The sequence below is a fragment of the Cutibacterium avidum ATCC 25577 genome, assembly GCF_000227295.1.
GTDB lineage: Bacteria > Actinomycetota > Actinomycetes > Propionibacteriales > Propionibacteriaceae > Cutibacterium > Cutibacterium avidum.
This window is the reverse complement of the sequence record NZ_JH165054.1, coordinates 2,223,759-2,236,055: the sequence shown is the minus strand read 5'-3', so window position 1 is coordinate 2,236,055 and position 12,297 is coordinate 2,223,759. Positions and strand designations below refer to the sequence as shown.

Below are 12,297 nucleotides of genomic sequence, written 5' to 3'. Positions count from 1 at the left end.
GCGAGCAGGCCGTCACACCTGACGTCCGCATGGTTCCGGTCGCCGTGACGGCGTGTGTGGCGGCTGCACTGGGGATCAGTGGTCGGCCTCGGCTCATCCTCGTCGCTGCTGCGGGATGGCTTCTCGCGAGCATGATCGCAGCACGGCGCAAGGGATGGCTCGTGGTCGTCACGGCCCTCGTGGGTCTCAGCGTCCTTGTCACCTCCGGAATGCGCGACCACATCGTCCATGGCATGGGAGTGGCGGAGCTGGCTGACGAAGGGGCCATGGTGACCGTGACAGGTCGGGTGACCGTGGAGCCACGGACCTTTGACGGCAACGGGTCGGGAGGACCGATGGTCATGATCACCCTCGCTGTCAGTCGCGTCGCCACCGAGGACCGGGTCATCAGGCAGTCGACACAGGTCGTCGTCATGGCAACGGGGCTGAGATCGGCCGCAGCCGCGAAGCTGTCCGTCGGGGAACAGATCGAGGTGCGTGGGCTGCTGACCCCGCCACGGGAGGGACGCTCGGAAGCGGCTGTCATGAAGCTGCGCTCACCGCCCAAGGTTGTCGCTCCCGCCGGTCCGCTAGACCGTGCCGTCAATCGCTTTCGCGCCGGCCTGGTGAGGGCGGTGGCAAGGTGCCCTGACGGTCAGCGGGCCATCGTGCCGTCCCTGGTCGTTGGGGATACCGCGGCGGTGTCGGAGGAGATGTCGGAGGACTTCCGCGTCACTGCATTGACCCACCTCATGGCCGTCTCAGGAGCCAACTTGGCGTCCACGACCGCTTTGCTGTGGTGGATCGGAGCGTGGTGCGGCATGAGGAGGCGCGGGTTACGCGTGCTCTCGGTGATCGGGGTCGTCGGTTTCGTCGCGGTGTGTCGAGCAGAGGCATCCGTGGTGCGTGCAGCTGCCATGGGAGCCGTCGCCATGGCGGCGACCGGGGTGTCCTTCGATCGTCGCGGGGGAGTACGGACCTTGGCGGTCGCGGTGGCCGGACTCATGCTCGTCGATCCGTGGCTGGTGCGATCAGTGGGATTCTGGCTGTCCGCCTGCGCCACGGCAGGGATTTTGTGGTGGGCCCGACCCTGGACGACCGCGATGGCGTGGGCGCCGACCTGGTTGGCAGCGGCCGTCACCGTGCCATGGGCCGCCCAGCTTGCGACCCAGCCAGTCGTCACCTGGATGGCAGGGACGGTTTCCACCACCGGTCTGGTCGCCAACCTGGCCGCAGCTCCCTTCGTTCCGCTCGCCTCGGCCCTGGGAATGACGGCTGGACTCGTGGCCTTCATCTGGCCACCGCTGGCCGTGCCGTTGGGACGCCTGGCGGGATGGTGTGTCCAGCCGATCATCTGGATCGCGCACCTGGGAGCCAAGGCTCCGGCTGGCCTGTTGACCTGGCCAGCGGGAGGGACGGCCCTCGTCGTCCTCGGTGGGTTGTGTCTGGGCCTGGCCTTGATCACACCTGCTGTCCTGGCACGGCCATGGTTGACGGTGGTGGCAGGCGTCGCGGTGGTTGCGGCCACTGTCGTCCGCCCTCCTGTCCCTGGCTGGCCGGGGGCGTGGCAGGTGGCCATCTGCGACGTCGGGCAGGGAAGTGCCGCGTTGGTGCGCGCTGGCCCTCGTGCCGCAGTCGTCGTCGACACTGGTCCTGATCCTGACAGGCTGGGCCGGTGCCTCGATGATCTAGACGTCAACCAGGTGCCCATGGTGGTTCTCAGTCACTACCACGGCGACCACATCGACGGGTTGGACGTCATTCGTGATCATGGGCCGACGACGACTGTCGTCGTCTCTCAACTGGCGTCTCCGGAATGGGCAGCCAAGCGGGTGACGCAGGTCGCCACCCAGATGGGAGCACAGGTTCTCGTCGCACACCCGGGCCAGGTCATGACGGTTGGTACGGCGAGTCTCACGCTTTTCGGTGGAATCCACCTGGTCGACGCTGACGAATCGGAGGAGGAACCTGCCGTTGAGAACAATTCCTCCGTCATCGTCAAGGCCACGGTCGAGGGGCTACGAGTTCTCCTTCCAGGAGATGCCGAGCTCGGTGAGCAGCGCCACGTCCTGGCAGATCACGCTGATCTGTCGAGTGACGTCCTCGTGGTTCCCCATCACGGATCTGCTCATCAGGACGACGACTTCTGGGCCGCGACAGGGGCTAGCGTCGCGGTGATTTCGGCAGGTAAGGCCAACCCTTTCGGACATCCCTCTCACAAGGCCATTTCCCTGGCCAAGAAGATGGGGATGCAGGTTCACCGCACTGACGAGGAAAGTACGGTTCTGCTGGCGCGCAGTGGTGGGACCGTCCTGGTGCAGACGCGATCATGACTGATCCCGTGTTCCGCGTCGCAGGGAGATTCGTCGATGTGGAGGTGTCGGACGAGCGCGCTAATCTGAGCGGTCGGTTCACCTGAGGTGAGCCCTCACGGGAAGGAGAGCAGGTGGCGTCACGGTTCACGACCAAAGGGCCTCGCATGCCGATGCGGTTGCGCACATGGCAGCGGGAGGCGCTGGATTCGTACCTGGCTTCCAGCCCACGTGACTGGCTGGTGTGCGCTACCCCTGGCGCCGGCAAGACGACGTTCACCCTGGCCGTCGCGGCTCACCTGTGGCAGGACCACGTCATCAACCGTGTCATCGTCGTCTGCCCGACCGACCATCTGCGCACCCAGTGGATAGGTGCGGCCCGCGGACTCGGCTTTGACCTGCGCGACACCACGAATGCTGAGGCGCTTCCGCCCGACTGCCACGGCTGCGTCGTCACCTACGCCCAGGTCGCCCAGAAACCAACCCTCCACGCAGCCCGGTCTACTAACATGCGCACCCTCGTCATCTTCGACGAGATCCACCACGCCGGCGACGTCATGAGCTGGGGATCTGGCGTCATCGAGGCCTTCTCGGGCGCGGTGCGACGCCTCGGTGTTACCGGAACCCCGTTCCGTTCCGATGAGGCCAGGATCGCTCACGTCCGCTACGAGGAAGTCGGCGACGGCGCCTTCGAGTCGGTGGCCGACTACACCTATGGCTACGGTGACGCCCTGCGTGACGGGGTCGTGCGTCCCGTCACCTTCGCCACCTATACCGGACGATCCACCTGGACCGACGCGCTGGGGGAGACCCACACCGCCATTCTCGGTGACTCCGAACTCACCAAGGCCAACGAGGAAATGGCCTGGCGTACCGCCTTGGACTCAGACGGGGAGTGGATCGCCCATGTCATGGCCGCGGCATGGGCGCGGGTGAACCAGCTGCGCGATTCCGGGACGATCCCGCACGCCAAGGTGCTCATCCCGGCCTCGAATCAGAAGGTGGCCAAGGAATACGCGGAGGTCTGGCGAGAGGTCACGGGCAATGAGCCCTCGGTGATCCTGTCCGAGGATGCGGCCTCGGCCAAGAAACTCACCGTCTACCGTGACGACCCGGACAAGATCTGCGCGGTCTGTGTGCGCCTCATCACCGAGGGGGTCGACGTTCCCGACGCTGCCGTGCTGATCTACTCGACGACGGCCTCGACCCCGCTGTTCTTCGCACAGATGGTGGGGCGTGTGGTTCGTGCGCGCAATCGTCGCGAGCGTGCCACGGTCTTCTTGCCAGTAGTGGGACGTCTGCTCGACATGGCCTCCGAGATGGAGGAGACTCGCGACCACGTCATCGGGCCGCCCGAGGAGCCGGACCTCATCGAGGAGTTCGACACCCGGGAACGCTCCGAGCCTGACCCTGATGCCGGGACCTGGCAGGCCGTCGCCTCTGATGCCATCCTCGGCGAGGTCATCGACACCTACGCTCCCCTCCCATCCGATGGCGGACTCTTCGCCCTCGACGGCCTCTTGAGTCCTGAGCAGGAGCGCGCTCTGCTGGCCCGTGACGAGAAGATCCGCGCCGAGCAGGCCCGGCGCGTCGCCTCGGCTCGCCGTGCCTCCAAGGCGTCGAAGGCAGCGGAGGAGAGGCAGGCCCGACGTGACGACCTCGTCGCCCTGCAGCGCCGTGGTGGCTCGGTGTATGACACCATCAGTGACCCGCGCGAAATGCGCCGAGAGATTCATCGAGCCCTGCTCGACTACTCCCGCCATCACGACCTCACCCCGCAGGCGGGCTGGGGGCAGCTCTACCGAGAGGTGCCGGGCCCCAAGAATGAGTCAGCGCCGATGGATCTGCTGCGCACCCGGTTGGAGTGGCTGCACTCTCACTGATCCTCTGACGAGACAGAACACCACCTGACGCGATCCTGACGGCATCCTCTGGCATCCTTGGGAGAGTGAGTTCGGTCTACGGCACAGCATTGTTGGTCCAGGGGTCGGAGACCCTGTTGTCGGACAGGGCCGTCGATGCTCGGGTGAAAGCCGCCCGACAGGAGGTCCCAGAGGCTGAACTGGTTGAGTTGGAGGGCCGCGAGGTCGACGCGGGCCGGTTCGTGGAAGCCACCGGAGGGTCCCTGTTCAGCGAGGCGACGATCGTCGTCGTCGATTCCATCGCTGATCTCGACAAGGACCTCTTCGACCTGGTCGTCACCACGGCGTCACAACCCTCGGACGACCTGTGCCTCGTCCTCGTCCATCCCGGTGGGATGAAGGGAAAGGGGCTCTTGACCAAGCTCTCCAAGGCGAAGATCGAGACGGTGAAGGTGGGACCCCCCAAGCCTTGGGCCATCCCTGACTTCATCGCCAAGGAGGCTCGTCGAGCCCATCTCGACATGGATCATGACGCCTACGACGCCTTGCACCAAGCCCTTGGCAACGATCTTCGCACTTTGGCCGCGGCCATCGACCAGCTGGCCAGCGATTCACCGGATGGCCGGATCGGGACCGAGACCGTCAAGACTTATTTCGGTGGCAGGGCGGAGATCTCGGCATTCAATGTTGCCGACGCCAGCCTGGAAGGACGGCTTCCCGATGCCCTGGAAACCTTGCGCTGGGGGTTGTCGACCGGGGTTCAGCCAGCAGCGGTGACGGCCGCGATGGCTCGCGGTCTACGATCCCTGGGACTGTTCCTGGACATGCGCAGCCAGCGGATGGGGGACAAACAGCTGGCTCAGGCGATCGGCGTCTCGCCATGGAAACTCAAGGCCCTCAACAAGCAGGCTCGGTCCTGGAGCAAGGCTGGAGCGGCCAAGGCAATTCGGCTCGTCAGTACCTGCGACGCCGCCGTCAAGGGTGCCGCAGTTGACGCCGATTACGCCCTGGAGTCGATGCTCATCGACGTCGAGAGGGCCCGACAATCCTGAACCAGAGCCCCGGGCCGTATCCTTACCAAGGCTCTGAAGAGTGTCAGGTCCGATGGAGTTCCTGGGTTGGCCGGGCCGCATGATTGGCGGTAGCGTCTTGACATGCTCCACGACAGGAACGTCAAGCGCCTCGACCACCCAGTGGGTCGAGGCGCTCTGTGCATCCCCTGAAGGGGAGAGGAAGACTCAGGCAGCCAGAGAGTTGAGCTTCTTGGAGATGGCCGACTTGCGGTTGGCGGCCTGGTTCTTGTGGATGACGCCCTTCGACACGGCCTTGTCGAGCTGACGGTTGGCGATCTTGGCAGCCTTGGTGGCGACCTCGACGTCTCCGGCCTCAGCGGCGCGACGGAAGTTGCGCACGTAGGTGCGCAGGGCGGACTTGACGGCCTTGTTGCGCTGGCGCGACTTCTCGTTGGTCTTCACGCGCTTCATCTGCGACTTGATGTTCGGCACTGGGCAGCCTCTGATTCCTTGATCGGTGTACGTGGAAAGCGCCAAACAGGCGCGACAGGTCATGTTACCAAATCGACGCCGTACGCCCCAAATCAGCGGGTACCCTCGTGGTCTCACCCCTAGTCGGAGCATTGTGGTGGGCACATCAGGATCCAGGTCGGGCACTCAACCAGAGACACTCGTATGGGGCAAGCCGCAGGTTCATGGGGGTGAGATCGTAGTCGAATCCGCTCAGCAGCTCGGTGACGACGTCGTCGAGTTCCGATCGGAGGGTTTCCATGGGGAACCAGACTTCCTGCTCGCTGACGTTGTACAGCTCGATCATTCGGCCTTCTGGATGCGGTCGGCCCCACATGATGACCTTGCGGCTGGGTGAGGGCAGTACGACCGTCTCCACCGACGCATGGAACTCGGGGCTGCGACGACGGGCATTGATGGCTCGTCTCACCCCGCGCCAGATTCGACCAGGGACGCTGTGAGGCTCGGCCTGAGCCTGCTCCACCAACGACCAGTCCATCACCGGACGATGGACCCATCGGTTATCGTCAGTATGATCAGGGTCGCGCTGCCAGTCGTCGTTGAGCATTCCGACCTCGTCACCCATCCAGATGAGCGGCACGCCGCCGTACCCCAGGATCGCGGTGTGCAACATGACGATGCGGGCGATGGCGGCGTCGATGAGGGCCGGGTCCTCGGCCTCCAGGGCACGTTCCAATCCAGCGAGGCTCGCCAGGGAGCCGCTGATGCGACGGTCTCCGGTCTCCGGGTTGTCCTGGAAGACCAGGCCGCGGGCGAAGGACCCGGGGAAATCCCCAGAGTAGAAGTCTGAGAGGAATTGACGGTGGGCGACGGGGTCCAGCCCGGTGTCGCGGGCGTCAGCGTCGTCGATCGCCCATCCGATGTCGTCGTGACACCGGGCATAGGTGGCCCAGGTTGTCGTCGAGGGCTTGTCGGGGACCCGGCTCAAGGCCGTCTCCATGAGACTGACGTCGCGGGCAGCCAGGGCGCTCCACAGCTGCACCATGAGGCTATTGTGGTACGCCATGTCCGAGAGCCTGCTCCAGTGGCGACCTCGTCCCAGGTACCCGATGAGGTCATTCGGGCCGACGACAGCCTCGGCCTTGAAGGCCACGGCAGGAGCGACGATTCGCATCGCCTGGCGCAGTGACTGGGTGATGTCGTGGACTTGTGGGAGGTTCTGGCAGCCGGTGCCGAGCTTCTTCCAGATGAAGGCGATGGCGTCCAGACGGAAGACCTCGACTCCGCGGTTGGCGAGTTCGCACATGAAGTCGAGGAACTCGCAGAAGACGTCGGGATTGGCCCAGTTGAGGTCCCACTGGAACTCGTTGAAGGTCGTCCAGACCCATCCCTGACAGTCGTCGTTCCAGGTGAAATTGCCACGCGCAAAGTCGGGGAAGACCTCCGGGAGATCCTTCTCCCAGGCATCGACCTCCTCCTGAGTCTTCAGGACGTGGAAGTAGTCACGGTATTTCTGCTGACCAGCACGTGCTCGCTGAGCCCACTCATGCTCGGCCGCCACATGGTTGACGACCAGGTCCACGACCAGGGAGATGCCGTGGCTCCTCAGCGTGGTCGTCAGATCGTCGAGATCGTCCATCGTACCCAGATCAGTACGGATCGTGTGATGGTCGGCGACGGCGTAGCCCCCGTCATTGACTCCTTGTCGTGGTTGCAGCAAGGGCATGAGGTGCAGATATCGCACCCCCATCTCGGACAGATGGTCCAGATGATCGTTGATGCCCTTGATGGTGCCCGCAAAACGGTCGGTGTAGGTGGCGTATCCGATCATGGACGGCTTCTGCAGCCAGTCGGGTTCAAGGAGCCGAGCCTCATCGAGACGCTTGAGATCGTCAGGGCGCTTGGCGATCCGGGTCACGAGAATGTCCCGGACTCTCTGCAAGGTTTCGTCGGCGCGATCGCCGTAGACCCTGCTGAGACCGATCCACAGATCGGGGAGATAACGCTCCCAGCGCAGTTCGAAGGATTGCTGGGTGGACGGATCGAGGCTCGCATGTCGGAGGCTGTCGTCGGCGACCATGATTCAAGCCTAATCGGGTGTGGAGCTGACCGTCGGGATTGACGTGTGGTCGACGGGATGAGCGCCGTGATGAGTACTGAGTTGAACCAGGCCGTGAGCACTGGTTGAGCACTGTGTCGCTGGTGCGTGAGAGACTGGAAGTTGAGCCGGGCACCCCCGGCACCATCGTCGAGACATGAGGGAGCAGATGTCCGCGCCTCAGCCTGGCAGCACAGATCCAGCCATCATTCGGAACTTCTGCATCATCGCGCACATTGATCACGGCAAGTCGACCCTGGCCGACCGGATGTTGCAGATCACCGGTGTCCTTGACGAGCGCAGCGCTCGCGCTCAGTACCTGGACCGTATGGACATCGAGCGGGAACGCGGCATCACCATCAAGTCCCAGGCGGTGCGGATGCCGTGGGAGGTCGACGGTGCCACCCACATTCTCAACATGATCGACACCCCGGGGCACGTCGACTTCTCCTACGAGGTCTCGCGGTCCCTGCAGGCTTGTGAGGGGGCGATTCTGCTCGTCGACGCGGCTCAGGGCATCGAGGCCCAGACCCTGGCCAACCTGTACCTGGCCCTGGAGGCCGACCTGGAGATCATCCCAGTTCTCAACAAGATTGACCTTCCGGGCGCCGAACCGGATCGTCACGCCGCTGAGATCGCCGGAATCATTGGATGTGATGAGTCCGAGGTGCTGCGGGTCTCCGCGAAGACCGGTGACGGGGTAGACGACCTGCTCGACACCATCGTCGCTAAGGTGCCTGCTCCCGAAGGAGTGGCCAACGCTCCAGCTCGTGCCCTCATCTTCGACTCGGTCTACGACACCTACCGCGGCGTCGTCACCTATGTTCGCGTCGTCGATGGCGCTTTGCGTTACCGCGAGAAGATCCTCATGATGAGTACCGGGGCAGCCCACGAGGTGCTCGAAATCGGCGTCATCTCCCCGGAGATGGTGCCAGCTGACGGACTGTCCGTCGGCGAGGTCGGTTACCTCATCACTGGCGTTAAGGATGTCCGTCAGTCCCGAGTCGGCGACACCGTCACCAATGCCGCTAAGCCCTCCGAGAAGGATCTCGGCGGGTACCAGCATCCCAAGCCCATGGTGTACTCGGGGCTCTTCCCAATCGATGCCAAGGACTATCCGGAGTTGCGCGACGCCCTCGACAAGCTGCAGCTCAACGACGCAGCCCTGGTCTACGAGCCCGAGACCTCGACCGCCCTGGGATTTGGTTTCCGCGTCGGCTTCCTGGGATTGCTGCACATGGAGATCGTGCGCGAGCGCCTGGAACGCGAGTTCGATCTCGATCTCATCTCCACCGCGCCCTCGGTGGTGCATCACGTCCTCATGGAGGATGGGTCGACCGTCACCGTCACCAACCCGTCGGAGTACCCGACCTCCGGGCGTATCGCCGAGGTGCACGAGCCCATCGTCGATGCCACCATCCTCAGTCCTGCTGAGTACATCGGCACCATCCTCGAGCTGTGCCAGCAGCGTCGTGGGGTCCAGCAGGGACTGGACTACCTCTCCTCGGACCGCGTGGAGATTCGGTACCGACTACCCCTCTCGGAGATCGTCTTCGACTTCTTCGACCAGCTCAAGTCCCGCACGAAGGGCTACGCCTCGCTGGATTACCACGAGGCGGGTGAGCAGGCCGCTGACCTCGTCAAGGTCGACATCCTGCTCAATGGCGATCCGGTCGATGCCCTCAGCTCCATCGTCCACCGCGACAAGTCCTATTCCTATGGCGTCGCGATGGCGGCCAAGCTCAAGGAACTCATCCCGCGCCAGCAGTTCGAGGTGCCGATCCAGGCTGCCATCGGCGCTCGCGTCATCGCCCGAGAGACCATCCGTGCCGTCCGCAAGGACGTGTTGGCCAAGTGTTACGGCGGTGACATCTCCCGAAAGCGCAAGTTGCTCGAGAAGCAGAAGGCCGGTAAGAAACGGATGAAGGTGGTCGGCTCGGTCGAGGTGCCCCAGGAGGCCTTCGTGGCCGCTCTGCGCACCGGCGAGTCGACGGAGAAGAAGTGAGTTCCCGACTGCACGCCCGTCGGCTGCAGGTTCCGCCCCAGCTGGCTGATCGCGGCATCGACCAGGTGATCGCCTTCACCGTGCCGCTGACGGTGAGGTTTCGTGGCATCGAGGTGCGCGAGGGAACCCTGCTGCACGGCCCGGAGGGCTGGGGAGAGTGGTCCCCGTTCTGGGACTACGACCCGGCCGAGTCCGCGTCCTGGTTGCGTGCGGGCATCGAGGGGGCCACTCAACCTGTCCCGGCCGCCCGACGTGACCGCATTCCCGTTAACGTCACCATCCCTGTCGTTGACGCCGATCTCGCCCGGACGATGGCAGCTGAATCGGCCTGCACCACCGCCAAGGTCAAGGTCGCCGATCCCCGCAGCGACTTGTGGGAGGACTGCCGCCGGGTCGCCGCGGTGCGTGAGGCCATGCCAGACGGCCAGATCCGGGTGGACGCCAATGCTGCGTGGGACGTCGAGACGGCAGTGTGGGCCATCACCGAACTCAACGCCGCAGCCGAGGGACTGGAGTACGTCGAGCAGCCTTGCCCCCAGATCGAGGATCTCGCCCAGGTGAGACGCCGGGTCGATGTTCCGGTGGCGGCCGACGAGTCGGTGCGTCGCGCTGACGACCCGGTTGCGGTGGCACGAGCTGGTGCGGCCGACCTCATCATCGTCAAGGCTCAGCCGTTGGCCGGTGTTGTCCGCGCCCTCGAGGTCATCGATGCCGCCGGGTTGCCGGCCGTCGTCTCCTCGGCCCTGGACACCAGCATCGGCATCGGACTGGCCACCCACCTGGCGGCCGCCCTGCCCGAGCTCGACCATGCCTGCGGGTTGGGAACCCTGAGGCTCTTCCGTGGTGACGTCAGTGGCTCACCCCTGATGCCCGTTGACGGCTACCTGACTCCGCAGCGAGGCGTGGTCGACGTCGAGGCCGACGATCCCGACGACGACCTGTGTCCGAGATGGACCGAGCGTCTGGATCTCACCGTGGCCGCCCTGGCCGACTTGGAACGGAGATGACCGTGAACCCCTCCACTGCAGTAGCTCGCCGATTGGTGAGTGCCCTTGTCGGAGCCGGGGTCGAACATGTCGTCTACTGTCCTGGATCCCGCGACGCCCCCATCGGATATGCCTTGGCGGATGCTGAGGCTGCTGGATGGCTGCACGTCCACGTGCGTCTCGACGAACGGTCGGCCGGATTCGTCGCCCTGGGGCTCTCACGAGGCTCGATGATGGAGGGTTTGTGGCGCCCGGCCGTGGTCGTGACGACCTCGGGGACAGCGGTGGCCAACCTGCATCCCGCGGTGTTGGAGGCCGACGCCAGCGGAGTTCCGCTCATCGTGTGCTCTGCCGATCGTCCCCACGAGATGTGGCAGACCGGCGCCAACCAGACCACCACCCAGGAAGGGATTTACGGAACGGCACCGAGGTTCTTCGGCGCCATTCCCGCCGGCTTCCCCGCTGACGACCGTCTCGACGGGCTCGTGCTGCGTGCCGTGACGGCTGCCAGTGGGGCGCTGTCCTCGGACCCCGGGCCGGTCCATCTCAACGTCGGATTCCGTGACCCGCTCGTCCCCGACGAGCCGTGGCATCCGGTGCCCCCCAAGCCCCGAGTCGTGGACAGGATCGTCCGGCCGTCGACCCCGGTCTTCATGCCTCCTCACACCGTCGTCGTCGCCGGTGACGGTGCCGGACGTGACGCCGTCGCCCTGGCCGAGGAAGGATGCTGGCCACTGCTGGCCGAGCCGAGTTCCGGGGCGCGAGTGGGGGAGAACGCCCTCACCGACTACCAAGGAGTGCTCGGTACCAATCTGGCCGACGAGGTCGAGGCCGTCCTCGTCCTCGGACATCCCACCTTGTCACGACCCGTTACACGACTCTTGGCGAACCAGCCCGTCACCGTCGTCGCCGACGGTTCTCGCTGGACCGACGTCGCCGGTGGTGCCCGGGTCGTCCCAGGTCCCATCACGGTGCGCACCGCCAGTCGGGACGAGGCCTGGCTCGCTCGGTGGAAACGCGCCGACCATCCGGTAGCCGCCACTCGCAAGGACGAGATCTGCGCGGCCATCTGGGCCGACGCCTGCCGCGAGGTCGGGCCACTTCTCGTGCTCGGCGCTTCCGCCGTCATCCGCTCCTTCGATCGCTGCGCCGTTCCCGAGCAGCGGGGACCGGTGGCCATCGCCAACCGAGGACTGGCTGGGATTGACGGCACCGCTTCGACAGGTGTCGGCCTGCACCTGGGGCTGGGAATGCCGGTGCGAGTCGTCGTCGGGGACCTTACTGCCGCCCACGACGCGACCGCCCTCCTCAGGGGAGCTGCGGAACGGGACATCGACGTCCAGGTCGTCGTCCTCAATGACGCCGGGGGAGCGATCTTCACCGGTCTGGAGCACGCCGCTGCTCCTCGTCCGGTGTTGGAGAGGTTCTTCCTCACCCCGCAGGAGCTCGATCTGGCAGGGCTGGCGAAGACCGTCGGGGCCCGCTACCAGTGCGTCGAGACCACGGATTTCCTGACTGAATCTGTCCGCGGACGAAGCATCGTCGAGGTGACATTGCCGCAGGTCTGAGGG

At 65.1% G+C, this 12,297-nt stretch carries 8 protein-coding genes; 6 read left to right on the top strand and 2 right to left on the bottom strand.

The annotated features are described in order from the left end of the window. The first annotated feature begins 29 nt into the window (after positions 1 to 29). From HMPREF9153_RS09990 to holA, 3 genes are all read left to right on the top strand, one after another. The gene (locus tag HMPREF9153_RS09990; RefSeq protein ID WP_036980163.1) at positions 30 to 2,312 is read left to right on the top strand and encodes a ComEC/Rec2 family competence protein; all 2,283 of its coding nucleotides are present in this window, start codon (positions 30 to 32) and stop codon (positions 2,310 to 2,312) included. 113 nt (positions 2,313 to 2,425) lie between these two features. Further along, positions 2,426 to 4,174 carry a DEAD/DEAH box helicase gene (locus HMPREF9153_RS09985; RefSeq protein ID WP_004811711.1) on the top strand — a complete coding sequence of 583 codons (1,749 nt, stop codon included), beginning with the start codon at positions 2,426 to 2,428 and terminating at the stop codon, positions 4,172 to 4,174. 32 nt (positions 4,175 to 4,206) lie between these two features. Beyond that, on the top strand, positions 4,207 to 5,205 hold the full coding sequence (holA, locus tag HMPREF9153_RS09980) for a DNA polymerase III subunit delta (protein WP_036979796.1): 999 nt from the start codon (positions 4,207 to 4,209) through the stop codon (positions 5,203 to 5,205). Between the two features lie 186 nt (positions 5,206 to 5,391). Here the strand turns inward: holA and rpsT are convergent, their stop codons facing one another. Both rpsT and HMPREF9153_RS09970 read right to left on the bottom strand, forming a co-directional pair. Next, positions 5,392 to 5,658 carry a 30S ribosomal protein S20 gene (rpsT, locus tag HMPREF9153_RS09975; protein ID WP_004811708.1) on the bottom strand — a complete coding sequence of 89 codons (267 nt, stop codon included), beginning with the start codon at positions 5,656 to 5,658 and terminating at the stop codon, positions 5,392 to 5,394. Between the two features lie 145 nt (positions 5,659 to 5,803). Further along, positions 5,804 to 7,717: an alpha-amylase family protein gene (locus HMPREF9153_RS09970; RefSeq protein WP_004811707.1), complete on the bottom strand. Its 1,914-nt coding sequence runs from the start codon at positions 7,715 to 7,717 to the stop codon at positions 5,804 to 5,806. Between the two features lie 175 nt (positions 7,718 to 7,892). On the opposite strand from HMPREF9153_RS09970, the gene lepA reads away from it, so the two are divergent. The 3 genes from lepA to menD are packed head-to-tail and all read left to right on the top strand — an operon-like array spanning position 7,893 to position 12,294. Continuing rightward, the gene (lepA, locus tag HMPREF9153_RS09965) at positions 7,893 to 9,740 is read left to right on the top strand and encodes a translation elongation factor 4 (RefSeq protein ID WP_004811705.1); all 1,848 of its coding nucleotides are present in this window, start codon (positions 7,893 to 7,895) and stop codon (positions 9,738 to 9,740) included. After that, on the top strand, positions 9,737 to 10,747 hold the full coding sequence (locus tag HMPREF9153_RS09960; RefSeq protein WP_004811703.1) for an o-succinylbenzoate synthase: 1,011 nt from the start codon (positions 9,737 to 9,739) through the stop codon (positions 10,745 to 10,747). Before lepA ends, HMPREF9153_RS09960 begins: the two co-directional genes overlap by 4 nt. Further along, complete coding sequence (gene menD / locus HMPREF9153_RS09955) at positions 10,744 to 12,294, top strand: 2-succinyl-5-enolpyruvyl-6-hydroxy-3-cyclohexene-1-carboxylic-acid synthase (RefSeq protein WP_004811701.1); 1,551 nt, start codon at positions 10,744 to 10,746, stop codon at positions 12,292 to 12,294. The genes HMPREF9153_RS09960 and menD overlap by 4 nt, the downstream gene beginning before the upstream one ends. The last annotated feature ends 3 nt before the right edge of the window (positions 12,295 to 12,297 follow it).